This is a genomic window from Phreatobacter sp., from assembly GCF_051860605.1.
Taxonomy (GTDB): domain Bacteria; phylum Pseudomonadota; class Alphaproteobacteria; order Rhizobiales; family Phreatobacteraceae; genus Phreatobacter.
In genome coordinates this window covers 79,423-106,377 of record NZ_JBHYDR010000008.1, presented here as the reverse complement: position 1 = coordinate 106,377, position 26,955 = coordinate 79,423, and the positions used below count along the sequence as shown (strand labels likewise).

General features: G+C 66.6%; 27 protein-coding genes, 1 tRNA gene and 1 pseudogene. 18 read left to right on the top strand and 11 right to left on the bottom strand.

The window, feature by feature from the left end; translation table 11 throughout:
- The first annotated feature begins 25 nt into the window (after positions 1-25).
- From ACTIFS_RS14995 to ACTIFS_RS14960, 8 genes are all read left to right on the top strand, one after another.
- Positions 26-1,096: a phage major capsid family protein gene (locus tag ACTIFS_RS14995; protein WP_439574922.1), complete on the top strand. Its 1,071-nt coding sequence runs from the start codon at positions 26-28 to the stop codon at positions 1,094-1,096.
- Entirely contained in the window at positions 1,096-1,257 is a 162-nt protein-coding gene (locus ACTIFS_RS14990) for a hypothetical protein (RefSeq protein ID WP_439574921.1), read from the top strand. Before ACTIFS_RS14995 ends, ACTIFS_RS14990 begins: the two co-directional genes overlap by 1 nt.
- 1 nt (position 1,258) lies before the next feature.
- Positions 1,259-1,822 (top strand): hypothetical protein, encoded by a 564-nt coding sequence (locus ACTIFS_RS14985; RefSeq protein ID WP_439574920.1) that lies wholly within the window; start codon positions 1,259-1,261, stop codon positions 1,820-1,822.
- Entirely contained in the window at positions 1,819-2,079 is a 261-nt protein-coding gene (locus ACTIFS_RS14980; protein ID WP_439574919.1) for a hypothetical protein, read from the top strand. The genes ACTIFS_RS14985 and ACTIFS_RS14980 overlap by 4 nt, the downstream gene beginning before the upstream one ends.
- Positions 2,080-3,206: 1,127 nt before the next feature.
- Positions 3,207-3,779, top strand: a complete 573-nt coding sequence (locus tag ACTIFS_RS14975) for a hypothetical protein (RefSeq protein ID WP_439574918.1) — start codon at positions 3,207-3,209, stop codon at positions 3,777-3,779.
- A 188-nt stretch (positions 3,780-3,967) separates the two neighbouring features.
- Complete coding sequence (locus ACTIFS_RS14970; RefSeq protein WP_439574917.1) at positions 3,968-4,210, top strand: AbrB/MazE/SpoVT family DNA-binding domain-containing protein; 243 nt, start codon at positions 3,968-3,970, stop codon at positions 4,208-4,210.
- Positions 4,164-4,547: an endoribonuclease MazF gene (mazF, locus tag ACTIFS_RS14965; protein WP_439574916.1), complete on the top strand. Its 384-nt coding sequence runs from the start codon at positions 4,164-4,166 to the stop codon at positions 4,545-4,547. Before ACTIFS_RS14970 ends, mazF begins: the two co-directional genes overlap by 47 nt.
- A 203-nt stretch (positions 4,548-4,750) precedes the next feature.
- A complete protein-coding gene (locus ACTIFS_RS14960; RefSeq protein WP_439574915.1) occupies positions 4,751-4,918 on the top strand; it encodes a hypothetical protein in 168 nt (55 codons plus the stop codon).
- Between the two features lie 48 nt (positions 4,919-4,966).
- Here the strand turns inward: ACTIFS_RS14960 and ACTIFS_RS14955 are convergent, their stop codons facing one another.
- Complete coding sequence (locus ACTIFS_RS14955) at positions 4,967-5,419, bottom strand: hypothetical protein (RefSeq protein ID WP_439574914.1); 453 nt, start codon at positions 5,417-5,419, stop codon at positions 4,967-4,969.
- A gap of 151 nt (positions 5,420-5,570) precedes the next feature.
- Positions 5,571-5,660: transfer RNA gene (locus ACTIFS_RS14950), tRNA-Ser, on the bottom strand.
- 261 nt (positions 5,661-5,921) lie between these two features.
- Here ACTIFS_RS14950 and ACTIFS_RS14945 point away from each other — a divergent pair.
- The 8 genes from ACTIFS_RS14945 to mazG all read left to right on the top strand — a co-directional run bounded on the left by ACTIFS_RS14945 (position 5,922) and on the right by mazG (position 14,302).
- A complete protein-coding gene (locus ACTIFS_RS14945; protein WP_439574913.1) occupies positions 5,922-7,106 on the top strand; it encodes a septal ring lytic transglycosylase RlpA family protein in 1,185 nt (394 codons plus the stop codon).
- A gap of 164 nt (positions 7,107-7,270) precedes the next feature.
- Entirely contained in the window at positions 7,271-8,410 is a 1,140-nt protein-coding gene (locus ACTIFS_RS14940) for a D-alanyl-D-alanine carboxypeptidase family protein (protein WP_439574912.1), read from the top strand.
- Positions 8,380-9,069: a dTMP kinase gene (gene tmk, locus ACTIFS_RS14935; RefSeq protein ID WP_439575035.1), complete on the top strand. Its 690-nt coding sequence runs from the start codon at positions 8,380-8,382 to the stop codon at positions 9,067-9,069. Before ACTIFS_RS14940 ends, tmk begins: the two co-directional genes overlap by 31 nt.
- A complete protein-coding gene (locus ACTIFS_RS14930) occupies positions 9,066-10,115 on the top strand; it encodes a DNA polymerase III subunit delta' (RefSeq protein ID WP_439574911.1) in 1,050 nt (349 codons plus the stop codon). Before tmk ends, ACTIFS_RS14930 begins: the two co-directional genes overlap by 4 nt.
- Positions 10,116-10,146: 31 nt before the next feature.
- Entirely contained in the window at positions 10,147-11,691 is a 1,545-nt protein-coding gene (gene metG / locus ACTIFS_RS14925; RefSeq protein ID WP_439574910.1) for a methionine--tRNA ligase, read from the top strand.
- Positions 11,691-12,485, top strand: coding sequence for a TatD family hydrolase (locus ACTIFS_RS14920; RefSeq protein ID WP_439574909.1), 795 nt, complete (start codon positions 11,691-11,693; stop codon positions 12,483-12,485). Before metG ends, ACTIFS_RS14920 begins: the two co-directional genes overlap by 1 nt.
- An 11-nt stretch (positions 12,486-12,496) precedes the next feature.
- Positions 12,497-13,294, top strand: a complete 798-nt coding sequence (locus ACTIFS_RS14915) for an MBL fold metallo-hydrolase (RefSeq protein ID WP_439574908.1) — start codon at positions 12,497-12,499, stop codon at positions 13,292-13,294.
- A gap of 159 nt (positions 13,295-13,453) precedes the next feature.
- Positions 13,454-14,302 carry a nucleoside triphosphate pyrophosphohydrolase gene (gene mazG, locus ACTIFS_RS14910; RefSeq protein WP_439574907.1) on the top strand — a complete coding sequence of 283 codons (849 nt, stop codon included), beginning with the start codon at positions 13,454-13,456 and terminating at the stop codon, positions 14,300-14,302.
- A 3-nt stretch (positions 14,303-14,305) separates the two neighbouring features.
- Here the strand turns inward: mazG and hflX are convergent, their stop codons facing one another.
- The 8 genes from hflX to dusB all read right to left on the bottom strand — a co-directional run bounded on the left by hflX (position 14,306) and on the right by dusB (position 24,462).
- Entirely contained in the window at positions 14,306-15,661 is a 1,356-nt protein-coding gene (gene hflX / locus ACTIFS_RS14905) for a GTPase HflX (RefSeq protein ID WP_439574906.1), read from the bottom strand.
- 17 nt (positions 15,662-15,678) lie between these two features.
- Complete coding sequence (gene hfq / locus ACTIFS_RS14900; protein ID WP_439574905.1) at positions 15,679-15,930, bottom strand: RNA chaperone Hfq; 252 nt, start codon at positions 15,928-15,930, stop codon at positions 15,679-15,681.
- 148 nt (positions 15,931-16,078) lie between these two features.
- Positions 16,079-16,936: a D-amino-acid transaminase gene (locus ACTIFS_RS14895; RefSeq protein WP_439574904.1), complete on the bottom strand. Its 858-nt coding sequence runs from the start codon at positions 16,934-16,936 to the stop codon at positions 16,079-16,081.
- Positions 16,937-17,084: 148 nt separating this feature from the next.
- Positions 17,085-18,452, bottom strand: coding sequence for a nitrogen assimilation response regulator NtrX (ntrX, locus tag ACTIFS_RS14890; protein ID WP_439574903.1), 1,368 nt, complete (start codon positions 18,450-18,452; stop codon positions 17,085-17,087).
- A 17-nt stretch (positions 18,453-18,469) separates the two neighbouring features.
- Positions 18,470-20,710, bottom strand: coding sequence for an ATP-binding protein (locus ACTIFS_RS14885; protein WP_439574902.1), 2,241 nt, complete (start codon positions 20,708-20,710; stop codon positions 18,470-18,472).
- A 176-nt stretch (positions 20,711-20,886) separates the two neighbouring features.
- Positions 20,887-22,329: a nitrogen regulation protein NR(I) gene (gene ntrC / locus ACTIFS_RS14880; protein ID WP_439574901.1), complete on the bottom strand. Its 1,443-nt coding sequence runs from the start codon at positions 22,327-22,329 to the stop codon at positions 20,887-20,889.
- 10 nt (positions 22,330-22,339) lie between these two features.
- Positions 22,340-23,464, bottom strand: a complete 1,125-nt coding sequence (locus ACTIFS_RS14875) for a two-component system sensor histidine kinase NtrB (RefSeq protein WP_439574900.1) — start codon at positions 23,462-23,464, stop codon at positions 22,340-22,342.
- Positions 23,461-24,462 (bottom strand): tRNA dihydrouridine synthase DusB, encoded by a 1,002-nt coding sequence (gene dusB, locus ACTIFS_RS14870; RefSeq protein ID WP_439574899.1) that lies wholly within the window; start codon positions 24,460-24,462, stop codon positions 23,461-23,463. Before dusB ends, ACTIFS_RS14875 begins: the two co-directional genes overlap by 4 nt.
- A 169-nt stretch (positions 24,463-24,631) precedes the next feature.
- On the opposite strand from dusB, the gene ACTIFS_RS14865 reads away from it, so the two are divergent.
- Both ACTIFS_RS14865 and ACTIFS_RS14860 read left to right on the top strand, forming a co-directional pair.
- On the top strand, positions 24,632-25,831 hold the full coding sequence (locus ACTIFS_RS14865; protein WP_439574898.1) for a bifunctional 2-C-methyl-D-erythritol 4-phosphate cytidylyltransferase/2-C-methyl-D-erythritol 2,4-cyclodiphosphate synthase: 1,200 nt from the start codon (positions 24,632-24,634) through the stop codon (positions 25,829-25,831).
- Positions 25,832-25,848: 17 nt separating this feature from the next.
- Positions 25,849-26,337 (top strand): annotated as a pseudogene (locus ACTIFS_RS14860) (CinA family protein); the annotation flags it as partial.
- A 28-nt stretch (positions 26,338-26,365) separates the two neighbouring features.
- Here the strand turns inward: ACTIFS_RS14860 and ACTIFS_RS14855 are convergent.
- Positions 26,366-26,839 (bottom strand): type II toxin-antitoxin system RatA family toxin, encoded by a 474-nt coding sequence (locus tag ACTIFS_RS14855; protein ID WP_439574897.1) that lies wholly within the window; start codon positions 26,837-26,839, stop codon positions 26,366-26,368.
- Positions 26,840-26,955 lie beyond the last annotated feature (116 nt).

The following is a 26,955-nucleotide window of genomic DNA, read 5'->3' as shown; positions in this document are numbered from 1 at the left end:
ATCTGCCCTCGACCCGTAGGAGGACATGCTCATGAAAGCCGCAATAGTTCGCGCCACGGCCGACCCCGCTGCCGCTGCCATCCCCCAGGCTTTTCGCCTCTACCTGAAGGCGAAGGCCGAAAACCGCGAACCCGCCGACATCGCGGATGATGCCGGTGCGTCCTTCACCGTGCGAGCCGTCCTGAAGGCGGCAACCTCCGTGATGACCACGACGGACACGAGCACATCGGTCCTGATCGATGGCGCGGTCAGCGCATGGTCGGACGCGCTTCGCCAGCGCAGCGCATTCGCCGCAGCCTTCGCTGATGGCGCCTTCGCCCGTGTGCCATTCCTGATCCGCTCGACCGTCATCACAAATGGTGCGGTGGCGTCGGTGGTCGGGGAGGGCCGCCCGGCGCCGATAAGCCGGATCGACTTCAGCGCGGCGCAGACACTCCAGCCGGAGAAGATTCAGGCGACCGTGGCCGTGACGGGCGAGCTGATGGACGAGGCTAGCCGCGAGGGCAGCGCGCTGCTCGAACGCGAACTTAACCGGGCGGTCGCGACCTGCCTGGACGAGGCCATGGTTGCTCGTATCGTCAACACCGGGACGCCGTCCTTCTCGTCGGCCGGCATTGCGGACGCGGCCCATGCCGACCTGCTCGACCTGATCGGAAGCCTCGACCCTGACGAGGGCAGCAGGATCTACGCTGTCGCATCGGCTGACGTGGTGCGCGGCGCAAGCTTGCTCTGGACCACCTACGGCGGCAGGGTTTTCCCGAACGTTAGCGTGACCGGGGGCACACTGCCCGGTGGCATCCCGCTGTTCCTTTCCTCTGCGATGGAGCCCGGCGAGATGCTGGTGTTCGACGCTGGCCGGATTGGCGCAAACCTTGGTGCGCCGCGCTTCGAGGTTGCCCGACATGCTTCCATCGAGATGGCGACCGATCCCTCGAACGACGCCGTCTCGCCTTCCGAAACGACGACTGTGAACCTCTGGCAGGCTGGCCTTCGTGCCGCGCGCATCTCGCTCACGTTCGGCTGCAAACCGGAACGGGAGAACGTGGCGGCACTGATGACCGGCATCGCCTGGGGCGCAACGGGGAGCCCGGTGTGATGACAGATGAGCGCAAGACCCGCCGCTTGCAGGCCTCCATCGCCCGCGCAAACGATCAGGCGAGAGCCGCCCGCGACCGTGGGTGGACATCGCTCGCCGAGCAGTTCGAGCGTCTGGCCGTGGCGCTCTCCGTCCGGCTGGCGAGCTTGAGGGTGGGCTGACATGGCAAAGCGCACGCGAAAAGCCACTTCGGCACCGACAACCCAGCCGACCAAGCAGCCGACCGCGCTGGAGCGGGTTGACGCTGAGATTGCCGATGCCCGTGCCCGTGCCAAGGCGCTGGAGGCGGACGAGAAGGACGCAGCGCACCGACTGGACGATAGGCGCTGGCGGGCCGCGAAGGCGGCGGGGGAACGCGCCTGGGCTCGCCTTGACGCGCTGGAGGTGAAGCGCGCGGCGATCATGGCCGGCGAGATGCCGGGAGAGGAGCCCGCTGGCGGGGGCCTGACAAAGCGCGAGCTGGCGCTTGCCGAAGTGGTCATGGAGCTCCTGCTCCGGACCGAGGTTTTTCCTCTTGAGGATCGCGTCAAGGCGCTGGAGTCGCGGCCCGCACTTGAAGACCACGGCGTCTGGACAGAGGGCAAGGTCTATCGGCCCGGCAATGCCGTCTCTCACGGCGGCTCGCTCTGGCTGGCTCAATGCGAAACATCAGCCAGGCCAGACACGAAGGACAGCGGCTTTCGACTTGCCGTGAAGAAAGGTCGAGACGGGAAGGACGGCCGATGAAGCCAGCAAATGACAACAAACCCTTCGATGCCAAGCGCTTCGATACCGTCGCCGAGGCCGCCATCGAGCGCGCCATTGAGGCCAGCGTTGCCCTGCTCGTCCGCCACGGTGCGACGGATGACGAGATCGCGACCCATATCGCCAGCGAACGGCAGCGATATGCAGTGTGGAAGGCCGACACCCTGGAGCAGTGGACCCGCGCAGCGATGCTCCCGGCCAAGGAGTGGGCCGCACTCCCGTCCACCCAGTTGCAGTGACCGGGGGGGCCTCCGTGAGCCATCGGGCGCAATCCCCGGACCGTCGCGGGCAGTTTCGGCGCGCTAAACCTGTAGAGAAAAATTTGCAGGAACGCAAAAAATGCTCGAAACTATAAGACATTCTTTGTGCGATTTCGCATGCGCTATAGGCGGGTTTCTTTGCCTAATCGACAACGTTCGGGGCGGGCATCAACGAATTTTGTCGCTAGGGCCAATCCGGCATCCGCTGAATCTGTCGTCCGCCGCACGCAGAACGGGTTAGGCGCCGGCCAGCGGACGGGAATGGTTCATCGTCGTTGGCCTTCATGCGCTCCCACGACAAGACGACATGCCGGCCGCACGAGACGCACCAAAGCCGAGCCCCCTTCACGCCTTGATCGCGCAGCAGCCCCACGGTGGGTGGCGCCGATCTGACAGCCATGTCCTCGCCGTGGCTGTCAGATCGAGCGGACACCATGTCGAAGGGATAGACGCCGGCCCGGTCGCAGGCGGACAGCCGCATGCCGGCCGACGCCATGACCTCGGCCACGGGGCGCCGTCCCAAACTTCGACCAAGAATGGATGCTCGACCTTGCCGCAATACCGCCACTCCCCGAACGGCGATACGCAAATGCGTTCCTTGCAGGTTCTCAAATTGCAGCTGGCGCGCCTCACAAGGATGCCGGTCTAGCGCGCCGCCACGGTGCTCAACTCAAAACGCCCCCCAATTGGGGGGCGCGGTCCACCCAACTGCACGGCAGACTGGTTCGGTCACGCGCTCGGAGTGAACCATGAAGTTCCCGTATTCAGTCTTGGCAGCAGCAATGCTGTTTTTTCCCGCGGATCAAGCTAGGGCGCGCGCTCCTGAAGCTTGTGTAGTAACTCGCGGAACCAACCTGTTCAATGGCTGCAACGCGCGTCTCAGCGTTTGGTACCGTCAATGCAGTGGCGCAGTTGGGCTTGTTGTTATCAATCCGGGGCAGCAAAAATTCAACGGATCAACATCATGCGGACCGCAAATATTGAAGGCCTGCGTCTATCAGGATCATATAGCCAATCGCTGCAACTATCGGGGCTGATGTGAGGTTCTTTCGGGAGGCCAATGGCGCGCTGTTTGCGGTTCGGCAGTCGCGCGATAACCTAGCTGAGTGTGCAACCTTTACAGCCGCCCGAAGGGCCAGCAGGCCATCCTAGACCTTGCCCGGGCGCAGGTGGATCGGACAGGCAACTCTGCCATCGACGCGCTGGACCGGCTGATCGTCGGCGGGGAAAGCTTCGGCCAGGTTCTCGGAGACATCACTCGCCAACTCGCCCGCATGGTCTTGCAGGCCGCGCTTCTGGGGCAGGGGCCGCTTGCCTCCCTGTTCGGTTTCGGCGGGACAGGGGGCGGCGTTGGTGGCTTGGTCGGGCTTCTGTTCGGTGGTGCCCGCGCGGCAGGCGGCCCGGTCAGTACGGGGCGCTCCTATCTCGTTGGCGAGAAGGGGCCGGAAATGTTCGTCCCGAACTCAAGCGGAGCAATCGTGCCGAACGACATGGTGAGGGGCGGCGGCGGTGGCGTGGCCGTGACATTCGGTGACACGCTCATTGATGCCCGCAACTCGTCCATGAGCGAAGCGCAGTTCCGGTCGATCCTCGCTGAGAACAACAAGCAGGTTCTGTCGATGGTCCCTGCCGCTGTCCAGAAGGCCCGGTCCACCCGTGATCTGGATCGACGCCGATGAGCGGGTCATTCGGCATTCCGCAGAAGGGCGGGCTCGTCAGGTAGGGTTCGCCACTCGTTCCCTTTATGGTCCTACGCGTAGTTCATGTCATCATGCGACATGAAATCTCTTGTTAATGAACCATACGATATGTATCGTCGTTGTATCGACATGCGCCCAGGGAGAGGCGTGGATCGATGGAGAGAACCATGAACATGCCGATCACGAAGTGGGGCAACAGCCTTGCGCTACGCATTCCCTCGTCTTTCGCGAAGGAAATCGGGGTGGGCGAGGGTGCGATTGCCGATCTTTCCGTGGAAAATGGTACCTTGGTCGTTCGACCGGTTGCCAAGCCTGCCTATGATCTCGCAATGCTCGTAAGTGGGATCACCGAGGCGAATCTCCATGGCGAAACAGATACCGGTTACGCAGCCGGCAACGAAATCGGCTGAGGAGCCGTATTGCCCTGAAGAGGGCGATATCATTTGGATCAACTTCAATCCTCAAGCAGGGTCAGAGCAGGCTAACAGGCGTCCTGCTCTTGTCCTCTCCCCGAGGAACTATAATACTAAGGTACGTCTGTGCGTGGTTTGCCCAACTACGAATCAATCAAAAGGCTATCCTTTTGAGTGTGCGGTGCCTTATGGTGCTAAAACTTCGGGAGTGGTCTTAGCTGATCAGGTAAAGAGCCTGTCTTGGCATGCTCGCCAAAGCTCATTCATCGAACAGGCTCCAAGGGCATTGATGGAAGAAGTTCGAGGGAAGCTACGCGTTCTCCTCAAGTTCTAGTAACGCGCGTCGGTTGGCGAGCCTATATCCGAAGCCTCCGAATTGCTGTTGAGGAAGTCGCGACACTCGCGGATGTCCGCGAGATTTCGAGCGCGATGGCACCGCGCTCATATCTCCGTTCCTTCATCGGCCTGACGCCCGGCCGCTGCCGTAACCGACGGCGAGCACTGGACGGTGCGCGCAACCAGCGATAGGGTCTACATATGCCCTACTTGCTCTACATCGTTGGAATTTTCAGCGTGCTTGCCGGCATCGCCTTCATGATGGTCGCAAGGGGCGGCATTCATGAAGCAACGGCGGCCATCCTTTGGTGCGGAGGGTTCGGGATCATCGGGATCGCCGCGATCCTGACAGAGTTGCGGAAGAAATGAAAAAGGGGGCCTCGCGGCCCCCTCTCTCATTCTTTCGACAGCGACGGATCAAGCTTGCAAGTTGGTGAGCGATCCGACCAGCAGATCGAACTGCTCCTCGCCCGCGCACTCCATGAGCGTGCGGCAGCCAGAAATGTATTGGATCTTGCGGCGGACCATCTCCGCAGTGCGGCACGGGAATGCGATGAGTTCGTCTTCCATGTCCACGAGATGTCGGCACCGAACGCCCTCGGCCTCGTCCAATGCCTTGAAGGCGTCAGACCCCCAGACCTGTTGCAGCGCATCGCCGCCCATATGCTCAACGGGGCGTTCGAGCCGAGCCTTGGCTTCGAGAACGGCTTCGAGGGCAGCATGCGCTTCCATCTGGCGGGCGATGCAGGCTTCGAGGCCAGCCATGTCACCGTCCGGAACTTCGGCAACGGCAGCCACGGGCGCCAGCGCTGATGCGGCGATGCCGACGAGCGCGGCGCGACGTGATGGGGTATGCGATGAGGTAGCCATGATCGTCTCCTAACGACGGTGGTGGTCAGGGCCGGGAAGGGGCACAGCCTTCCCGGCTCGCACGATCATGATTTCATGTGTGGGCAAGTCTGTCGGCAGAAAAATTCCGCGGAAATAAGATATAGCAAAATCAATGGCTTATAAGGGTATTTGGCGGAGAGGGTGAGATTCGAACTCACGGTGGGCGTGAACCCACGGCGGTTTTCAAGACCGCTGCCTTAAACCACTCGGCCACCTCTCCCGGCCCGGCATCCGGGTGGGCCTGTCTAGGCCCAGCGCAGGGCGGGCGTCAACGCGTCGTCGCGATGCCGGGAGAAGCTGCGGGGCGCGGCGGTGGGGCCGTCGCAATTGGTCAACCATCCGCCGCCTTGCCCGGCCAACCGCCACGTTTCGGCCCCGATTGCCCGGAGGATGGATTCGTTCATGAACGTCGGCTAAAAGAACCGGCGTGAAGCGGGCCCGCAAGAGGCCCGCAGGTCACAGCGGGCACGGAGCGATCGGCTTGGCTTTTTCGGCAACGAACGGCGGATCGCGCCCCCATGCGGGGTTCGTCGGCATTCCGGCGTCCCGGCTCGGGCTCATCAGCCTGTGCGCCATCGGGCTTGCGCTTGGCGGCTGCGCCCATCAGGACCGCGTCGCCGAAGGCGCACCCTCCGTCGACCGGTTCAATGCCCGCTACGGGGTCTCCTCATCTCCGCGCGTGCTTGAGGGCAACCGTCCGGTTCCGCGCGGCGGCGGGGTCTATCGCGTCGGCCGCCCCTATACGATCGCCGGGCGGCGCTACGTGCCCTACGAGAAGCGCGTCGGCCACACGGAGGCCGGCATCGCCTCCTGGTATGGGCGCCAGTTCCACGGCCGCCTGACCGCGAATGGCGAAGTCTACGACATGAACGCGCTGTCGGCGGCGCATCGCACCATGCCCATGCCGAGCTATGCGCGCGTCACCAACCTGCGAAACGGCCATTCGGTGGTCGTGCGCGTCAATGACCGCGGCCCGTTCCACGGCAACCGGGTGATCGATCTCTCCCATCGCACCGCCAACCTGCTCGCCTTCCGCGGTCACGGGGTCGCCCGTGTGCGGGTCGAGTATCTCGGCCGGGCCAGTGTCGATGGCAGCGATGACCGCCGCCTGCTCGCAACGCTCAGGACCGACGGCTCGCCGGCGCCGACGCCCGGCGCCGTGACGCCGACCATGCTGGCGGCCGCGCCGGGCCCCGCCGAGCCTGCGCGCGTCCAGCCTGCGGTCCAGGTGGCCCAGGCTCCGGTGACACAGGCTCCGGCGGCAAGGCAGTCGGGCTTCCACCTTGCCTCGACCGGATCCCGGCCGGTGCCCGCGCCGGTGGTGCAGGTTGCTGCAGCAACGCCGTCAGCGACCATGGCAGGCGCGCCGTTGCCGGCCGCGCGGCCCTCCTCGGCGGGCATGACGGCGACCACGACGATCGCGCGGGTCAACCAGCCGCCGCAGGTCTATCAGGCCCCCGCCATGCGCTCGGGCACGACGACGACCACCGTGGTCGCCGCGCCGGCGGCCGCTTCGGCCGCTCCTGATCGCGCGCAGCGGGCAAGCCTGTCGACCGCCTCGGCCTTCTCTGGTCAGCGGCAGGGCGGCAACCAGTCCGCTCCGGCCCTGTCGGCCATGCCGGCACCGTCGAGCCGCGTGGCATTCGGCATGGGCGGCCTCTACTGACACGCCGGCCTGCGCGCGGGCAGGGCAGGCGGCGGGACCCTTTGCCGCCCTTGATTTTGCGCTTCCGCCGGCCCATCCATGACCGCATGGCGCGCGGGTTGGGACGGCTCTTCGATCGCTTGGCTTTCTGGCGCAAGCCGGCCGTTCGGGCTGGCCTTTGCGGCTTGTTGCTGCTGCCCGGCGCACCCGCCCTGGCGCAGGATGCCTTCCAGACCACCGTCCGCAACGCCATCCTCCTCGACGTCGGCACCGAATCAGTCTTGTTCGAGAAGGCTGCGGACGAATTGCAGGCTCCGGCGAGCCTTGCCAAGCTCATGACGCTGGCCGTGATCTTCGAGGAGATGCGGCAGGGCCGGCTGCAGGCCGACCAGGACATCGTCATCAGCCGGGATGCATGGCGCCGCGGCGGCGCGCCCTCGCGCACCTCGTCGATGTATGCGGCCGTGAATTCGAGGGTGAAGCTGCAGGACCTGCTGCGGGGCGCCATCGTCCAGTCCGGCAACGATGCGGCCATCGCGCTGGCCGAGGCGGTCTCGGGCACCGAGGCGAATTTCATCGACGTCATGAACCGGCGCGCGCAGGCGCTCGGCCTCAGGCAGTCGGTTTTTCGCAACGCCACGGGCCTTCCGGACCCCGAACAGCGGATGACGGCGCGCGAGGTGGCAAGACTGGCCGACCACATCATCCGCAGCTATCCGGAACATTATCCGATCTACGCGGAACGCGAGTTCACCTGGGGCGGCATTCGCCAGCAGAACCGTAACCCGCTGCTCGGGACCTATCCCGGCGCCGATGGGTTGAAGACCGGCTATATCGAGGAGGCGGGGTTCAATCTTGCCGGCTCCGCCGTGCAGAACGGCCAGCGGCTGATCGTCGTGGTGATGGGCGCAAGGTCCCTGCAGGAACGCTCCAATGAGGCGCGCAAGCTGCTCGACTGGGGGTTCCGTTCCTTCGAGCTGCGCGATCTGTTCCGCGAGGACGAGGTCCTCGGCGAGGTGCAGGTCCATGGCGGGTCGCAGGGGTCCGTTCCGGTCACCGCGCGTCGCCTGGTTCGCCTCCTGGTCCCACGGGGGCAGTCAGATCGGGTGACGGCCCAGATCGTCTATCGCGGGCCGCTACGCGCGCCCGTGGCTGCCGGCACGGAGGTCGGCCGCCTGCGGGTTCTGCGCGGAAGCCAGCTCGCGCTTGAAGTGCCCGTCTATGCCTCGACCGATGTCGGAACCGGCACGCTCACCCAGCGCGCGCTGCAGGGCGCCTGGGAACTGGTTGCCGGCTGGGTCCGCTCCGGGATCGCGCGGCCGTGAACGAGGCGGCAGGGCGCGGCCGGTTCATCACGCTGGAGGGCGGAGAGGGAGCCGGGAAATCGACGCAGGCGAAGCGCCTTGCGCGCCATCTGGAAAGCCGGGGCCTGTCGGTGGTCGTCACCCGCGAGCCCGGCGGCTCGCCCGGCGCCGAGATCATCCGCCATGTCATCCTGTCGGGCGCCGCCGAGCCCTTCGGTCCGGATGCGGAAGCGATGCTGTTCGCGGCCGCCCGGCGCGACCATCTGCGCACCACCATCCTGCCGGCCCTTTCCCGCGGCGACTGGGTGATCTGCGACCGTTTCGCCGATTCCACCCGCGTCTATCAGGGCGTCGCCGGCAAGGTCGATCAGGCGTTCATCCTGGCGCTGGAACGGATCACGGTGGGCGAGGACCGACCCGATCTCACCCTGATCCTCGACCTGCCGGCCAAGGTGGGCCTTGCGCGGGCCGCCGGCCGCGGGGAGGGCGCCGACCGCTTCGAGAAGGAGGCGCTCGCCTATCACAACAAGCTGCGCCAGGGCTTCAAGGCGCTCGCCAAGTCCGAACCGGAACGGTGCCGGCTGATCGACGCTGCCGTCGACGAGGAGGCTGTGGCAACCGCGATCCGCGACACGGTCGACACGCATTTCGGCCTTGGTGCCCGGCTGGTGGCATCGTGATCGAGGAACCGGCGGCGGACCGGCTGGAGAGTGCGCCGCATCCGCGGGAACGCCAGGTGCTGATTGGCCACCGCGACGCCGAGCGGACCTTGCTCGATGCCTATCGCGGGCCGCGGATGCACCACGCCTGGCTGATCGGCGGCCCTGAGGGCATCGGCAAGGCGACGCTTGCCTACCGCTTTGCCCGCTTCGTGCTGGCAAATCCCGATCCGGGCAGGCTCCGGCACGACACGGCCGACCTTTCGGTTACAGCCGACCATCCGGTGGCGCGCCGGATCGTCTCCGGGGCCCATCCCGACCTCCTCGCTCTGCGGCGGATCGCCGAGGGCGGCAAGGACAAGATCCCGCAGGACATCGCGGTCGCGGCGGTGCGCGAGATCGTCCGCTTCTTCGGCTCGACGGCCGGTGAGGGGGGATGGCGCATCTGCATCGTCGACAGCGCCGACGAGTTGAACCGGCATGGCGCGAACGCCCTGCTGAAGCTGCTGGAGGAGCCGCCGCCGCGGTCGCTGTTCCTCATCGTAGCGCATGTGCCGGGAGCCCTCCTGCCGACCATCCGCTCGCGCTGCCGCTTGCTGTCGCTTGCCCCGCTTTCCGCAGAGGAGATCGTCCAGGGGCTGGCGAGCTTCGATGAGGTCAAGATCCCCGCGGACGAAGCGAAGGCCATCGCGCGGCTCGCCGATGGCAGCCTGCGGCGAGCCCTGCAACTGGTCGAGGGCGGGCAATCGGCCTTCGCGGCCGAGATCGAGACGGCGCTCGCGGCCCTGCCGCAGGTGAACGGACGCACCACCCATGCCATCGGCGACCGGCTGGCCAAGCGCAATGACGAAGCCTTCGACCTGTTCCTGCGCCTCGTCTTCGACCATCTGAGTGCCGCGGTCAGGGGGCAAGCCGCGGCCGGCGGCCGGCTCCTTGCACCCCATGCCGAGGTATGGGAGAAGGTCGAAACTGCCGCGGCCGAAGTGCGGACGTTCAATCTTGAGCGCAAGCCCTTCGCTTTCCAGGTTTTCGGCTGGCTTGCCGAAGCCGGCCGGCAGCGGCCCTGATTTCAGACCCGACATCCACCGAACCTGCGCCATGGCGAAGCCCCGCTTCTACGTCACGACCGCCATTTCCTACCCCAACGGCGTGCCTCATATCGGGCACGCCTATGAGGTGATCGCGACCGATGCCATCGCCCGGTTCATGCGCAAGGATGGCCATGAGGTCTTCTTCCTGACCGGCACGGACGAGCACGGCTTGAAGATGGTCCAGACGGCCGAGCGCGAGGCATTGCCCGTTCGCGAACTTGCCGACCGCAATGCCGAGCGCTTCCGCGCCATGGCGGCGGCGCTCGCCATCTCCAACGACGACTTCATCCGCACGACCGAGCCACGCCACTACAGGGCGAGTCAGGCCATCTGGGACCGCATGGTCGCGTCCGGCGACATCTATCTCGGCGGCTATGAGGGCTGGTATTCGGTGCGCGACGAGGCCTTCTACAACGAGGACGAGACCTCGATCGGACCGGACGGCGTCCGGCTCGGCGGGCAGGGGACACCTGTGGAGTGGACTAAGGAGGAGACCTACTTCTTCCGCCTGTCCAGGTACCAGGACAGGCTGCTTGCCCATTATCAGGCCCATCCCGCCTTTGTGGGGCCCGATACCCGGTTCAACGAGGTGATCAGCTTCGTAAAGGGCGGGCTGTCCGATCTGTCCGTGTCGCGCACCACCTTCGACTGGGGCGTCCCGGTGCCGGGGTCCGACGGCCATGTCATGTATGTCTGGGTCGATGCGCTGACCAACTACATCACCGCTGCCGGCTTCCCGGACGAGACCGATCCGAGGTGGACCTTCTGGCCGGCCGACCTGCACGTCATCGGCAAGGACATCGTGCGGTTCCATGCCGTCTACTGGCCGGCTTTCCTGATGTCGGCCGGCATTGACCTGCCGAAACGCGTCTATGGCCACGGCTTCCTGTTCAACAGGGGCGAGAAGATGTCGAAGTCGCTCGGCAACGTGGTCGACCCCTTCGCCATGGCCGACGCCTATGGCGTCGATGCCATGCGCTATTTCCTGTTGCGCGAGGTCGCCTTCGGCAATGACGGCTCCTATTCGCACGAGGCCATCGTGGCGCGGACCAATGCCGACCTTGCCAACGATCTCGGCAATCTCGCCCAGCGATCCCTGTCGATGATCGCCAAGAACTGCGACGGCGTGCTGCCAACTCCTGGTGCCTTCACCGGCGAGGACGAGGCCATGCTCGCAGCCGCCGACGGCATGCTGGCCGCCTCGCGCGAGGCCATGGCCACGCAGCAGATCCACCGCTGGCTCGAGACCGTCTGGGCTGTGGTCGGCGAGGCCAACCGCTATTTCGCGGCGCAGGCGCCCTGGGTGCTGCGCAAGACCGATCCCGCGCGGATGGGCACGGTGCTTTACGTCACCGCCGAGGTGATCCGACAGGCGGCGATCATGGCCGAGCCGGCCCTGCCGATCGGTGCGCCGAAACTGCTCGATCTGCTGGCGGTGCCGGCGGAGGAGCGGGATTTTGCCGCGCTTGCGACCCGACTTCGGCCTGGCTCCGCATTGCCGGCGCCTGTCGGCGTGTTTCCGCGCTATGTCGAACCGGAGGCAGCGGCCTGATGTGGGTCGACAGCCACTGCCACCTCGACTTTCCCGAGTTGGAGGCCGACCGCAGCGGGCTCATCGCCCGGGCGGTCGGTGCCGGGCTGCAGGCCATGGTCACGATCGCGACGCGGGTGCGCCGGTTCGATCAGATCAAGGCGATTGCCGAGGCGCATGACGGCATCTGGTGCTCGGTTGGCACCCATCCGCACAATGCCCACGAGGAACTGGACGTGACGGCCGACACGCTGGTGGCGCTTGCGGCCCATCCCAAGGTGATTGCCATCGGCGAGGCCGGTCTCGACTACCACTATGACAAGTCGCCGCGCGAGGCGCAGGAGCAGGGCTTTCGCACCCATATCGCAGCGGCGCGCCAGAGTGGCCTGCCGCTCGTCATCCATGCCCGCGAGGCCGATGAGCGGGTGGCCGCGATCCTGACCGAGGAAATGGGGAAGGGGGCGTTCAAGGCTGTCCTCCACTGTTTCACGGGTTCGCAGGCGCTTGCCCTGCGCGGTGTCGAACTCGGGCTCTATGTCTCGTTCTCCGGCATCGTGACCTATCGCAGCGCCCAGAACCTGCGCGACATCGCAGCGGTGCTGCCGGCCGACCGCATTCTGGTGGAGACCGACGCTCCCTATCTCGCGCCGGGCAAATTCCGCGGCAAGACCAACGAGCCGTCCTTCGTCGTCGAGACCGGCAAGATGGTGGCCGAGGCGCGCGGTGTCGCTCCCGAGGTCATGGCCCGGCAGAGCACGGAGAATTTCCATCGGCTGTTTGCCAAGGCCGATCCCCGCCAGCGGCTGACCGCCTAGCCGGGCCGCCCATGACGCTCCGGTTCACCATTCTCGGCTGTGGGTCCTCGGGGGGCGTTCCCCGGGTCGGCCAGGGCTGGGGCGCCTGCGACCCGAATGACCCGCGCAACCGGCGGCGTCGCTGCGCGCTGCTGGTGGAACGCTCGGGTCCCGGGGGCACCACCACCGTGCTCGTCGATACCGGGCCGGACCTGCGCGAACAACTCCTGGACGCCGGCGTGACGCGGCTCGACGGCGTGCTCTATACCCATGACCACGCCGACCACACCCATGGCATCGACGACCTGCGGCCGCTCGCCATCACCATGCGCCGGCGGATCGATGCCTATGCCGACGCGGCAACCACCCAGACGCTCATGCAGCGCTTCGGCTACTGCTTCGTGTCGCCGCCGGGCAGCGACTATCCGCCGATCATCACGCTGAAGCCGATGGAGGCGCACCAGCCTGTCAGCATTGCCGGTCCCGGCGGCCCCATCGAGGCCGTGCCGTTTCCAGTGATGCATGGCGCGCCGTATCGCGCGCTCGGATTGATGTTCAACGACGTCGTCTATTGCCCTGACATCAATGTGCTTTTGCCTGAGTCCGAAAGCTATCTCCGGAACTGCAGACTGCTCGTGCTGGATGCGCTGCGCTATACACGGCATCCGACGCACTTCAATGTGGATGAGGCGCTCGCGGTCGTTGCCCGGTTCAAACCCAACAGAACGGTGCTGACCAATCTGCACTGCGACCTGGACTACCGTGAACTGGCCAGCCGACTGCCTGAGGGCGTCACGCCAGCCTATGACGGGATGGTTCTGGCGCCTTGATCCTGCAGCGCCAGCTGGCGCAGAGCCCGGAAACCGTCGCTTTGGTGACACCGATATATTCCATAATATGTCTTATGCGAATTGCATTCGAGGCAGCCTGCCTGTGGATGGCTGATCGCGCCCCTTGCCCCTCAACGGCACAGACACCCCTATGGAGCCATGACCGTTCTCGCGCCTTCCGACGATATCGCCGCCCTGCTGGCCATCATGGCGAAGCTGCGGACGCCCGGTGAAGGCTGTCCGTGGGATATCGAGCAGGACTTCGCGTCCATCGCGCCCTACACGATCGAGGAAGCGTATGAGGTGGCGGACGCGATCGCGCGCGGTGACCTGTCGGACCTGCGTGACGAACTGGGCGATCTGCTGCTGCAGGTCGTTTTCCATGCCCGTATGGCCGAGGAGCGGAACGCCTTTGCCTTCGGCGACGTGGTGCGCGCCATCACGGAAAAGCTGATCCGCCGTCACCCCCATGTCTTCGGTCAGACCCCCAACCTGACTCCGGCGCAGGTCAAGGACCTGTGGGATCGGATCAAGGCCGACGAGCGGCGCGCGAAGGCCGAGGAACGGGCTTTGCGCGGACTTCCGGCGCCATCCGACGCAGGTGCCCTTGCAGGCGTGCCCGCCGCCTTGCCCGCCCTCACCCGCGCACTCAAGCTGCAGCAGAAGGCCGGCCGGGTCGGCTTCGACTGGAACGATGTTGGTGCGGTCATTGCCAAGATCGCCGAGGAGGCCAGCGAGATCGCCGAGGCCCGCCGGGCGGGTGCGAGCGATGATGTGGTGGCCGGAGAGGTCGGAGATCTGCTGTTCGCAGCCGTGAACCTTGCCCGGCATCTCGGCGTCGATCCGGAAAGTGCCCTTCGGGGCACCAACGCCAAGTTCGAGCGGCGGTTTGCCTCGATCGAGGCCGCGCTGGCCGCGCGCGGGCAAACGCCGGCCGGATCGAGCCTCGACGAGATGGATGCGCTGTGGAACGCGGCCAAGGCGGCGGAGAAGCGCCCCGGCACCTAATCGTCAACCGGTCGCGAGGCGCTCTTCAAGTTGCGCGCGCTTGGCCGGCGCGATCCGCAAGGTCACCTCGGTGTCGCCATCGGCAAGCGGGCGGCGCTGCTCCACGGCGGCATTCTCGTGAATCCAGCTCAACGTCTCGCCGTCGCGGGCCGGGACCGTCACGACCATGCGTTCGTTGCCGGCGCCGAGCACCGCCTCGATCATGACGCGCAGGCTGTCGAGCCCCTCCCCGGTGGTCGCCGAGACGAAGTGGAGCTGGCGCTCGGTCTCGCCGCGGGCCGCGCGGTTGCGGGCCTCCTCGCGCGCCGGCGCGTTGAGCAGATCGACCTTGTTCCAGACCTCGATGATCCGGTCGCTGTCGGGATCGATGCCAAGGTCGGCGAGGATCGCCGCAACATCCGCCGCCTGGGCCTCGGTGTCGCCATGGCTGACGTCACGCACGTGAAGGATGACGTCCGCCTCGATGACCTCCTCGAGCGTCGCCCGGAAGGCGGCGACCAGCATGGTCGGCAGGTCGGAGATGAAGCCGACCGTATCGGACAGGATCGCCTTGGTGCCGCGCGGCAGGCGGAGTTGGCGAAGCGTCGGATCCAGCGTGGCGAACAGCATGTCCTGCGCCAGCACGCCGCCCGTGGTCAGCGCGTTGAACAGCGTCGACTTGCCCGCATTGGTGTACCCGACCAGCGCCACCACGGGATAGGGCACGCGCCGGCGCCCTGCCCGGTGCAGCCGCCGCGTGCGGATGACCTGGTCGAGTTCGCGCTCGATGCGCGTGATCCGTTCCTGGATCATGCGCCGGTCGGCCTCGATCTGCGTCTCGCCGGGGCCACCGAGGAAGCCGAAGCCGCCGCGCTGGCGCTCGAGGTGGGTCCAGGAACGGACGAGCCGGCTTTTCTGATAACTCAGATGGGCCAGTTCCACCTGGAGGGCGCCCTCCTTGGTCCGGGCGCGCCGGCCGAAGATTTCGAGGATCAGGCCTGTGCGGTCGACAACCTTGGCGTTCCAGGCCTTTTCGAGATTGCGCTGCTGGACGGGCGACAGCGCCGCATCGACGAACACCAGGCCGGCCTTCTCCGCCAGCACCAGCCCCGCCACCTCGTCGACCTTGCCCTTGCCAATCAGCGTTGCCGGCCGCGGCGTGTTGACGGTCACGACCATCGAGGATGCCACGTGGAGGTCGATTGCGGCCGCAAGGCCCACCGCCTCGTCGCGGCGCGCCGCAGGCGCGCGCAGCGAGCCGGCCTGCGCGCTGCGCCCGCCCATGATCGGCACAACGACGACCACCCGCGTCGGCTCGCCGCGCGGGGTATCGGTGCCCGAGGGCGCCGTGTCCAGAATGTCGGGTCGTCTGATCTCCAACAGGGCCTCTTCGGGTGTCAGGCCCTGTCGCCGTCTCCGTCCTGGGGCTCGAAGAGCTGGATCGGCGCGCCGGGCATCACCGTGGATATGGCGTGCTTGTAGACCAATTGCGAGTGCCCGTCGCGACGAAGGAGCACACAGAAGTTGTCGAACCAGGTGACGACGCCCTGCAGCTTGACGCCGTTGACCAGGAAGATCGTGAGCGGGACCTTGTTCTTGCGGACGTGGTTGAGGAAGGTGTCCTGAAGGTTTTGCGCCCGTTCCGCCATTGTCGTTATCCTTTTGTTGCCGCAGCCACACACACGCTGCGAAGGTTTATGGACCGGCCGAAGCCGTTCTGGGGATTTGCCACATTAAATGCCCATGATGCCGCACTGCACAAGGGGCAAGGCGTCACAGGCCCGTGTATCGGCCCTGCTACTTGATTTCGGCCACCTCGTGGAATTTTGACCGCAGTTCTGTCGCGATCTGCCCCGGCATGCCGTTTCCCACAGGCCGACCGTCGATCTCGACGATTGGCATGACGATCGTCGTCGCCGAAGACAGGAAGGCCTCCTTGGCGTTCTGCGCCTCGGCAATGGTGAAGGGGCGCTCCTCGATGCGGATGTTTTCGCGCTTGCACAGGTCGAACAGGGTCGTGCGGGTGATCCCCTTCAGGATGCCGTTGTCGGCGAAGCGGGTGACCAGCACGCCGTCCTTGGTGATGATCCAGGCATTGGTCGACGAGCCCTCGGTGACATTGCCTTCGTCATCCACCAGCCAGGCCTCATAGGCACCGGCCTCGCGGGCGGCCTGCTTGGCAAGGCAGTTGGGCAGAAGGCCGACCGATTTGATGTCCACCCGCTCCCACCGGTTGTCGGGAAGCGAGATGACCTTCACGCCCTTCGCGGCGGTCGCGTCGTTCTTGGCGAAGTCGATCGACTTGGCGGTAACCACCAGCGCCGGAGGCGTGCCGGGCTTGGGGAAGGCATGGTCGCGCCGCGCCACGCCGCGCGTGACCTGGAGATAGACCAGACCATTGCGCACGCGGTTGCGGCGCACGGTTTCCCGCAGCACCACGCCGAGCGGCCCGCGCCCCATGGGCATAGCGATCCGCAATTCCTTCAGCGAGCGTTCCAGCCGGTCGACATGGCGGGTTTCGTCGACAAGCCGGCTGCCGCGCACCTCGCAGACCTCATAGACGCCGTCCGCGAACTGGTAGCCACGGTCCTCGATGTGAACGGCGGCCTCCCCATGGGGCACATAGCTGCCATTGACGTAGGCGACACGCGACATTCCCCAAGGCTCCCGTCATTGCTGGCACGCCGGAGGGCGTACCGGGCGCGATCCTGCCGCGCTGCGGTACAATCTGCCACGGTTCGCCCCTGCCCGCGAACCTTGGATGCGATCTGGTCCTGCAAGGCGGCCCTGCCGAAATGGCGGATCACTCCACGCCGAGGGCCTTCAGCTTGCGGTGGAGCGCCGAACGCTCCATGCCGATGAACTCCGCGGTGCGCGAGATGTTGCCGCCGAAGCGGCTGATCTGCGCGGCGAGATATTCGCGCTCGAAGGCCTCGCGCGCCTCCCGCAGCGGCAGTCCCATCAGGTGCTCGCCGCCCTGCCCCGTCGGCATGGTCGGCGCCGCCGAACCGACATCCGGCGGCAGCATGGAGACATCGACGACAGCGTCGGGATCGCCCCCGGCGAGGATCAGGACGCGCTCGATATTGTTGCGCAGCTGGCGGACATTGCCGGGCCAGTCATGGGACTGCAGGACCGCCATGGCGTCGTCGCCGATCCGGCGTCGCGGCAGACCCGCAACGGTGGAAAGCTGTTCAAGGAAATGCTGCACGAGATCGGGAATGTCCTCCCGGCGCTCAGCCAGTGCCGGCACCCGGACGGGCACCACGGCGAGCCGGTGATAAAGGTCCTCGCGGAAACGCCCCTCGGCAATGTCCCGCTGCATGTCGCGGGCGGTGGACGCGATGATCCGCACGTCGACCTGCACCCTGGCGGTGCCGCCGAGGCGCTGGAAGCTCTGGTCGACGAGAACACGCAGGATGCGGTTCTGCGTCTCCCGGGGCATCTCCGCAACCTCCTCCAGGAACAGAGTGCCGCCGTGGGCCTCTTCCAGCGCGCCGACCTTGCGCGGCTGGCCGCCGTTGGACTCGGTGCCGAACAGCTCGATCTCGACCCGTTCCGGGGTCATGGCCGCGGCATTCACGATGACGAAGGGCGCCTTGGTGCGCTGCGAGGCCGTGTGGATCGTCCGCGCCGTCAGTTCCTTGCCGGTGCCCGGCGCGCCGAAGATCATGATCCGGCTGTTGGTGGGTGCCACCCGCTCGATCGTCTGGCGCAGCTGGTTCATCACCGAGGAGCGCCCGATCAGATGGCCCGTGTCACCGGACATCTGGGTCAACTCGCGCACTTGCCGCTTCAGCCGCGACGTCTCGATGGCGCGCTCGGCCACCAGCACAAGCCGGTCCGCCTTGAACGGCTTCTCGATATAGTCGTAGGCCCCGCGCTTGATCGCGGAGACCGCCGTCTCGATGTTGCCGTGGCCGGAAATCATCACCACCGGCACATCGGGATGGCGCTCCTTGACCACGTCGAGAAGCTGCAGTCCGTCGAGCCGGCTGCCCTGCATCCAGATGTCGAGGAAGACGAGATGCGGCCGGCGCGCCTCGATCGCCTCCAGCGCCTCGTCGGCGTTCTTGGCTGTGCGCGTGCGATAACCCTCGTCGTCGAGGATACCCGCAACGATCTCCCGGATGTCCGCCTCGTCATCCACAACCAGAATGTCACCTGCCATGCCGTTTCCGCCCTGTATCACTCGGCCGCGGCCGAAGCCGCAGCCAGCGTCTGGTCCTTGAAGCTCAGCCGGATATGCGCCCCGCGCTGACGCCCCTCTCTGTCGGGCGGGGCGTCGAAAAGTCCCAGCCCGCCGCCATGCTCTTCGAGAATCTTGCCGACGATGGCGAGGCCGAGACCGGTGCCCTTCTCGCGTGTCGTTACGTAAGGTTCAAGCAGCCGATGACGGTTTTCCTTGGGCAGCCCGACCCCGTTATCGACCACATCGATGGCGAAAAACGGCGCTCGCGCATCGAGCGTCACACGGATCCGGCCCTGGCCGCGCTCGGCTTCCGGAACCGCAGCGACGGCCTCCGTGGCGTTCTTGACGATATTGGTCAGCGCCTGGCTGATCAGGCGGCGATCGAACGAGGCGGGGATCGCGCCATCGGGAATGTCCGCCTCGATCTCGATCTCGGGATAGCCGATCTTCATCATGAACACGACCTGGCGGACCGTGTCGGCCACGTCCTCGGTCTCGAAGACGGGCTTCGGCATGCGGGCAAACGACGAGAACTCATCGACCATGCGCCCGATATCGCCGACCTGCCGGATGATCGTGTCGGTGCACTGGTCAAAGACCTCCCGGTCCTCGGTGATGACCCTGCCGTAGCGGCGCTTGAGCCTCTCGGCCGAAAGCTGGATCGGCGTCAGCGGGTTCTTGATCTCGTGGGCGATGCGGCGGGCAATGTCGGCCCAGGCCGACGTGCGCTGCGCAACCACCAGTTCGGTCACGTCATCGATCGTGACAACGGCGCCGTGCGAGCCCTCTTCGTCCGCCTCCAGGGCCACGCGCACCACCAGGGTGCGCTCGCGCCCGCCGCGGGTCAGCAGGACCTGGCCCTGGACGATCGGCGCACCGCGCTCGGCCCGCGCGATGAGCCCCGCCAGTTCGGGCACCATCTCGCCAAGCGGCGAACCCATCAGTTCGGTCTCGGCGACACCCAGGGTCTCGACGGCGAAGCGGTTGAGCAGACGCACGCGACCATTCTCGTCGAGGCCGATCACACCGGCGGTCACGCCGGCCAGAACCGCTTCGGTGAAGCGGCGGCGGCTGTCGATCTGGTCGCGGGCACTGATGAGGTCCTCGCGCTGCTGGCGCAGCTGCGAAGTCATCATGTTGAAGGTGTCGCCGAGATTGGCGAGGTCACCCTCCGATTTGCGGATATGAACCTCGACATTGAGATCGCCCGAGGCCACCTGCCTTGCCGCGCCGATCAGGCGGCGGATCGGCTGCACCAGCCGGTTGGCGAAGCTCAGGCCCAGATAGACCGCTGACAGCGTGACCAGGAAGGCGATGAGGGCGAACATCAGCGCGAAGGCGAGCTGCAATCCGGCCCGCCGGGCCTGGATCTGCTGATACTCGAACAGGCCGAGCTGCGTGGCCCTGAGGTGCTGGCCGATCTGGGGGTTGATCTGCCTGACGATGTAGAGGACCTCGTCGCCCCCGCGCTTGAGCTTCAGAACGGCCTCGATGAAGTCGCGGTCGTCGCGGGCCGAGAGGTTGACGATGATGTCGTCGGTGCGGCTGACCTCGGCAAGCACCGAGGCCGGCAGGCTGAACTCGGCCTGGACGGGGGTATCGGCATTGGCGACAACCGTGCCGTCCATGCGCAGGATGCGGATGACGACGAAGCCGCGCACCATCGACTGCGCGATCAGGAACCGCTGAAAATCCACCTGACGCTGGTCGAGGGCGCGGATGCGCTCGACATCCTGGGTCAGCGCCGCCGCCTCGGCGCGAACGGCTTCCACCTGCTCGCGCACATAGGCATTGGCGACCTCGGCCGAGGCATCCACCGCGTGTTTGACGGAGCCCGAGAAGATGCTCTCCATGCCGCGGTCGAGCGCGACCGAGGCCGCCACTGCGACGACGGCGACGGGAATCGCCGCCACGATGGCGAACAGGCGCACGACCCGTTCATGAAGCCGCGAAGCGGCCTGACCGGACCTGCGCGCGCGGCGCAGCACCAGAATCTCGCGAAGGATCATCAGGATCAGCGCGGCAACGATGATGCCGTCGGCGATCAGGACGGCGAGCACGACCTCGTGGGTCGGCACGATCGGCGACAGTCCCGAGACGAGCAGGAATGTGAAAAGGCCGCAGCACAGCGCCACGGCCACCATCAGGGGGCCAAGGCGGCGCGAGCGCAGCCGCGGCACGATGGCCGGGGCCTCCGACACCGGAAGCTTGACCTGAGGGGCTGCCGAAGCCGTCATCCGATCGCCATTCTCCTGACCGCCGGGCCGGAAGCCCGCACCGGACCCTATCGGATTCGTGAGACCTTCCTACAACACCTGTGACCGAAGAGGCACGCAGGCTCTCCTCACGTCACCGCGAGGTGAGGCACGAGTGCGGCCCGAATGAGGCAGGATCGTTGCGCAGCACCCCGGGGTCAGCGCGAGGTGCGGATCACCTGGATGTCGAGGTCGCGGACCTTCTTCCGAAGGGTGTTCCGGTTCACACCCAGCAGGTCGGCGGCCTTGATCTGGTTGCCGCGTGTGGCGGCCAGCGCTGCAGAGATCAGCGGAATCTCGATCTCCCGCAGAATCCGATGATACAGGCCGGGTGGTGGAAGATCGTCTCCGAAGCCCTTGAAATAATGTCCCATATGGCGCTCGACGGATGCCATCAAGGTCTCGTCCTCGCGGGCGGGTTCGCGGGCCGGCCCGGGCTCGGGCGTCGCCAGCTCATTGTCGATGATCGGCGCGGTGATGATTTCCTGCGGGTAAAGCGCGGCCAGCCGGCGGACGAGGTTCTCCAACTCACGGATGTTGCCGGGCCAGCGGTAGCGGCGCAGCTTCTCCATGGCGGCCCCGTCCACCTGCTTGGCCGGCAGACCCTCGCGTTCAGCCAGTGCGAAGAAGTGGCGGACCAGATCGGCGACGTCGTCCAGCCTTTCGCGCAGCGGCGGCAGGCGGATCGGCACGACGTTGAGACGGAAGAACAGATCCTCGCGGAACAGGCCCTGCTGGATCAGCTGGCGCAGGTCCTTGTTGGTGGCGGCGACGATCCTGACATCGGTCTTGATCGGCGTGCGGCCACCGACCGTGGTGTATTCGCCCTGCTGGAGCACGCGCAGGAGACGCGTCTGCGCCTCCATGGGCATGTCGCCGATCTCGTCCAGGAACAGCGTGCCGCCCTCGGCCTGCTCGAACCTGCCGGGGTTTCGCGACTGGGCGCCGGTAAAGGCACCCTTCTCGTGGCCGAACAGTTCGCTCTCGATGAGGTCTCGGGGGATTGCGGCCATGTTGATGGCCACGAATGGCCCGCTGCGCCGCTTGCCGTAGTCGTGCAGCGCGCGCGCCACCAGTTCCTTGCCCGTTCCGCTCTCGCCGACGATCATGACCGTGAGGTCGGTCTGCATCAGGCGGGCCAACATCCGGTAGATGTCCTGCATGGCCGGCGAACGGCCGACCAGCGGGATCGCATCCACGTCGGGAGGCTCTGCCCGGCCGCTGGCCTTGCCTCTCGGCTCGGCCAGCGCCCGGCCGACAATGGACACCAGTTCCTTCAGGTCGAAGGGCTTGGGCAGGTAGTCGTAGGCGCCGCGCTCGGAGGCCTTGATGGCCGTCATGAACGTGTTCTGCGCGCTCATGACCACAACCGGCAGGTCGGGCCGCAATTTCTTCATGCGCGGCAGCAGGTCGAAGGCATTCTCGTCGGGCATCACCACGTCGGTGATGACAAGATCGCCTTCTCCCTGGGACACCCAGCGCCAGAGCGTCGTGGCATTGCCGGTCAGGCGGACGTCATAGCCAGCGCGTGACAGTGCCTGGTTCAGCACCGTCCGGATCGCGGCGTCGTCGTCGGCGACCAGGATCGTTCCCGTCGGCATGGGCACCTCGTCAGAGCGCTTTGCGGCCATTGGTGTCCACCTGGGACACGCGGGCCATCGGCAGAAGAATGCGGAAGGTGGTGCGACGAGGCTGGCTGTCGCATTCGACGATGCCGCCATGGTCCCCGACGATCTTGGCGACCAGCGCCAGGCCGAGGCCCGAACCGGAACTCTTGGTGGTCACGAACGCATCGAACAGATGCGGCAGCAGGTCGTCCGGCACGCCCGGCCCATTGTCTCGCACGCAGACCTCGAGCGGCAGGGCGACGCGGCTCGAAACGCCCGGAACGGTCAGGCGCACGCCCGGCCGGAAGGCCGTGGTCAGCAGGATCTCGCCGTCTGTCGCCCGCTCGCCGATGGCCTCGGCGGCGTTCTTGACGAGATTGAGCATCACCTGGATTAACTGGTCGCGGTTGCCGTAAACCGGCGGCAGCGAGGGGTCATACTCCTCGATGAAGCGGATATGCCGGCCGAAGCCCGACTGCGACAGCTTCTTCACGTGCTCCAGCACGACGTGGATGTTGACCGGCTCGCGCTCGACCGGGCGCTCGTCCGAGAAGACCTCCATCCGGTCAACCAGCTTCACGATCCGGTCGGCCTCGTCGCAGATGAGCCGGGTCAACGTGCGGTCCTGGTCGTCGACCGATGTTTCCAGAAGCTGCGCGGCCCCGCGAATGCCGGAGAGCGGGTTCTTGATCTCATGGGCCAGCATCGCCGCCAGAGCGGTCACCGAACGGGCGGCGCCACGATGGGTCAGCTGGCGGTCCATCTTGTCGGCAATGGTCCGCTCCTGGAGCATGACCACCACGTCGCCCGCCTGTTCCGGCATGGGCGCGACATAGATGTCGACGATCCGCTCATGCCCGTTGCGCGGTGTGCCGAGATCGACCTTGTATTCGTTCACCGGCGCCAGACGCTCGCGCACCTGGTCGACCAGGGCGAGGAGCGGGCTTCCGAAGGGGACGAGGTCCTTGAGGGAGTGCCTTGCCAGCACGGGAACGGAGGCCTGGAAAAAGGCCTCCGCAGCGGCATTGCCATCGACGATCCGGCCGTTCGACGACACCCGCACGACAGGGTGCGGAAGGGCATTCAGGATCGTGTCGTGCATGTCGATCCGCGATGTGCCGAGCATCATGCGGCGGCCCTCCAGGCGAAGGCGCCATAGGCGTCGGCAAGGGCCCGGACCACCTGCCGCGGCTGGTCTAGCGTCAGGACCCGCGCGCGCTCGGCCGAGAGCAGCGAAGGCGCTGCGCCGGTCGCCGCGGCGGCCGTGTCCAGTGCCCATCCCAAGTGCTTGCGGGCATGCCGCACACCGACAGCCGGGCCATAATGTGCCAGTTGGGCCTCATACAATTCGGTGGCCAGCTCCAGCTGCGCGGAGAGGCCCGGGTCGGCTGGAACCGGCTCGCCGGCAAGTGCTGCAGCAACCTGTGCCAGGATCCACGGCCGTCCCTGCGCTCCACGGCCGATCATGACCGCGTCGGCGCCCGATGCTGCAAGCGCTCCCGCCGCTGCCTCGGGCGAATCGATGTCGCCGTTGGCGACCACGGGGATCGATACGGCCTGACGCACATCCGCGATGCGGCTCCAGTCCGCCGTGCCCTTGTAAAACTGCTGGCGGGTGCGGCCATGAACCGTGACAAGCCGGACACCCAGCCGCTCGGCGCGGCGGGCAAGATCCGGCGCATTGATCGTGGCGTCGTCCCAGCCGAGCCGCATCTTCACCGTGACCGGGACATCGACCGCCGCCACGGTCGCCGCGATCAGCCGCTCGGCGTGATCCAGATCGCGCATCAGCGCCGAGCCGGCATAGCCGCCCGTGACGCGCTTGGCGGGGCAGCCCATGTTGATGTCGATGATGTCGGCGCCCGCACCCGCTGCCACGCGAGCCCCCTCGCCCATCCAGTGCGGATCGCATCCGGCGATCTGGACAACGTGAAGCCCCAGGCCGTGACCCTCGGCGCGCAGGCGTGCCTCGTCCTCGCCAGCCGCAAGGCCGTCCCCGGGGACCATCTCGGATACGGTCCATCCCGCACCGAACCGCGCCACCATTCGCCGGAAAGGCGCATCGGTGATACCGGACATCGGTGCCAGGGCGACGGGACCTGCTATACCGAAATGGCCGATCGACAACGGAACGCCCAGGGGCGTCGAAGCCGAAGAGTGAGCCATTCAAGTGCCTATTTCGTGAGCGTCGTTCAATGTGCCTACACATTAGACATTTTTTGCACTGCCGCACAAGAGCGCAGTTGCACACGCATAGGCAAGAGATCGCCGGCGACGGGATGGCGGAGATCAAGACGTGAGTGCCAGCGCGACATTGCATGCGGCAAGGCCCGTCGTGGCGGTTCTGGTCGTTGCCGCCGGGCGCGGCCTGCGGGCCGGAGGCGAGGTTCCGAAGCAGTATCGCGACCTCGCCGGCCGACCGGTCCTGGCCCACGCTCTGGCGACCTTTGCGACCCATCCGGCGGTCGACGTGATCCAGGTGGTGATCGACCCCTCCGATCGGGCGCACTACGATATGGCGGTGAAGGGGCTCGAAAAGCTCGCGCAACCGGTCGCTGGCGGAGCCGCGCGCCAGGATTCGGTCAGGCTGGGTCTGGAGCAACTGGCGGCCGAACCTCCGGAGATGGTGCTGATCCATGATGGCGCCCGGCCCTTCGTCGATGGCGCGCTGATCGACCGGGCCATTGCTGCCGTGACCCTGGAAGGAGCCGTGGCGGCCGTTCCGGGCGTTCCGGTCACCGACACCATCAAGCGGGTCGATCCAGCCGGTGCCGTCTGCGAGACCCCGTCCCGCGATCTTCTGCGGGCCGTGCAGACGCCGCAGGCCTTCCGGTTCGACCTTCTCCTGGCGGCTCATCGGAAGCAGGCGGGAGCGGGCCTCACCGACGATGCGGCCGTGATGGAGGCGGCCGGACATGCTGTGATGGTCTTCACGGGCGACCCCGGAAATATGAAACTGACCCATCCGGAGGATTTTGCCCTGGCCGAACGCCGCCTTTCCCCGCCGCAGGACGACATCCGAACCGGCCAGGGGTATGACGTCCACGCGTTCGGGCCGGGCGACCATGTCTGGCTCGGCGGGATCCGCATCCCTCACGAAGCCGGCGTGCTCGCCCATTCCGATGGCGACGTCGTCCTGCACGCTGCGACCGATGCCATCCTCGGCGCGCTCGCCGATGGCGACATCGGCAGCCATTTCCCGCCCTCGGACCCGCAGTGGAAGGGCGCTTCGTCCGACCGGTTTCTCGCCCATGCCGCGGCGCTCGTCGCCGGGCGAGGCGGACGGATCGCTCATCTCGACGTGACGGTTGTCTGCGAGCGGCCGAAGGTCGGGCCGCACCGGGAGGCGATGCGGGCGCGGATCGCAGAGATCCTCGCCATCGCGCCCGACCGCGTCGCTATCAAGGCGACGACCAGCGAGCGGCTCGGCTTCACCGGCCGCGGCGAGGGCCTCGCGGCGCTTGCCATCGCGACCGTCCGCCTGCCCGGCTTGTGAGTGACAGGAGCGAACCCATGGACAGCGAGACGGAAACCCTCGCCCACGACGTGCTCGATGCGTGCCGCGCCCGCGGCCTGACCGTTGCGACCGCCGAGAGCTGCACCGGCGGGCTCGTCGCAGCCACGCTGACGGCCATCGCCGGCTCCTCCGACGTGGTGGACCGGGGGTATGTCACCTATTCCAACATGGCCAAGCAGGAGATGCTGGGCGTCCCGGCGGAGGTGCTCGCGGCCCATGGAGCCGTATCGCGCGAGACGGCCGAGGCCATGGCCAGCGGGGCGCGGAGCCGTTCGGGTGCCGGTCTTGCCGTTTCGATCACCGGCATTGCCGGACCCGGCGGTGCGACACCGGGCAAGCCGGTCGGTCTCGTCCATTTCGCGGCTGCGGGGCCGGATGGCGTGGGTCTGGCGGTCGAGCACCGGTTCGGCGCGATCGGGCGGGACGAGGTGCGGCGGAAAAGCGTGCTGGTGGCGCTCGGGCTGCTGAAGGATCTCGCCCGAGGCTCGGCCTAGACGCCCTGATCGACGGCGATCAGGGCGCCGCCACCGCCGTGCCGGTGCCATAGATCGCGTCGGCCCGTGCCTCGAAGGCTTCCGCGAAACGCCGGAAGGCCGCATCGAAGATGGCGCCCATAACCAGAGCCAGCGCGCGCGACCGGAACTCGTAGTCGATGGAGAAGGAGACACGGGTGCCCTCCCCGTCGGGAGCAAAGCGCCAGTGGTTCTCCAGCCGCGAGAACGGGCCGTCGATATATTCGGCGATCACGTGCAGGCGCGACCGGTCCAGCGTCACGCGGCTGGTAAAGGTCTCGCGCAAGACCCTGTAGGCGACGGTCATGTCGGCCACCAGGATCTCCACGCCATCATCGCCGGCATTCACCCGGCGTCGCACCTTCAGGCTTTCGCAGAGCGGCACGAACAGGGGGTAGTTCTCGACGTCGGCGACAAGGTCGAACATCTGGTCGGGGCGATGGCTCACCCGACGCTCGGTCTTGAAGACGGGCATGTCAGTGCGCTTTCGCCGTGCCAGGGTCGGACACGCAGCCGCCCGGAAGCCCGCGTATGGTCAAGGAGGTCTGTCCCGAGCCCGAGCAACCCATCACGAGAACGCGGTGCATGACC

Bases quoted from the DNA above. Each gene is read 5' to 3' on its own strand.
- ACTIFS_RS14995 (WP_439574922.1), top strand. From the start codon at position 26: ATGCTCATGAAAGCCGCAATAGTTCGCGCCACGGCCGACCCCGCTGCC.
- ACTIFS_RS14990 (WP_439574921.1), top strand. From the start codon at position 1,096: ATGACAGATGAGCGCAAGACCCGCCGCTTGCAGGCCTCCATCGCCCGC.
- ACTIFS_RS14985 (WP_439574920.1), top strand. From the start codon at position 1,259: ATGGCAAAGCGCACGCGAAAAGCCACTTCGGCACCGACAACCCAGCCG.
- ACTIFS_RS14980 (WP_439574919.1), top strand. From the start codon at position 1,819: ATGAAGCCAGCAAATGACAACAAACCCTTCGATGCCAAGCGCTTCGAT.
- ACTIFS_RS14970 (WP_439574917.1), top strand. From the start codon at position 3,968: ATGAACATGCCGATCACGAAGTGGGGCAACAGCCTTGCGCTACGCATT.
- mazF (WP_439574916.1), top strand. From the start codon at position 4,164: ATGGCGAAACAGATACCGGTTACGCAGCCGGCAACGAAATCGGCTGAG.
- ACTIFS_RS14960 (WP_439574915.1), top strand. From the start codon at position 4,751: ATGCCCTACTTGCTCTACATCGTTGGAATTTTCAGCGTGCTTGCCGGC.
- ACTIFS_RS14955 (WP_439574914.1), bottom strand. From the start codon at position 5,419: ATGGCTACCTCATCGCATACCCCATCACGTCGCGCCGCGCTCGTCGGC.
- metG (WP_439574910.1), top strand. From the start codon at position 10,147: ATGGCGAAGCCCCGCTTCTACGTCACGACCGCCATTTCCTACCCCAAC.
- ACTIFS_RS14920 (WP_439574909.1), top strand. From the start codon at position 11,691: ATGTGGGTCGACAGCCACTGCCACCTCGACTTTCCCGAGTTGGAGGCC.
- ACTIFS_RS14915 (WP_439574908.1), top strand. From the start codon at position 12,497: ATGACGCTCCGGTTCACCATTCTCGGCTGTGGGTCCTCGGGGGGCGTT.
- mazG (WP_439574907.1), top strand. From the start codon at position 13,454: ATGACCGTTCTCGCGCCTTCCGACGATATCGCCGCCCTGCTGGCCATC.
- hfq (WP_439574905.1), bottom strand. From the start codon at position 15,930: ATGGCGGAACGGGCGCAAAACCTTCAGGACACCTTCCTCAACCACGTC.
- ACTIFS_RS14895 (WP_439574904.1), bottom strand. From the start codon at position 16,936: ATGTCGCGTGTCGCCTACGTCAATGGCAGCTATGTGCCCCATGGGGAG.
- ntrX (WP_439574903.1), bottom strand. From the start codon at position 18,452: ATGGCAGGTGACATTCTGGTTGTGGATGACGAGGCGGACATCCGGGAG.
- ACTIFS_RS14885 (WP_439574902.1), bottom strand. From the start codon at position 20,710: ATGACGGCTTCGGCAGCCCCTCAGGTCAAGCTTCCGGTGTCGGAGGCC.
- ntrC (WP_439574901.1), bottom strand. From the start codon at position 22,329: ATGCCGACGGGAACGATCCTGGTCGCCGACGACGACGCCGCGATCCGG.
- ACTIFS_RS14875 (WP_439574900.1), bottom strand. From the start codon at position 23,464: ATGATGCTCGGCACATCGCGGATCGACATGCACGACACGATCCTGAAT.
- ACTIFS_RS14855 (WP_439574897.1), bottom strand. From the start codon at position 26,839: ATGCCCGTCTTCAAGACCGAGCGTCGGGTGAGCCATCGCCCCGACCAG.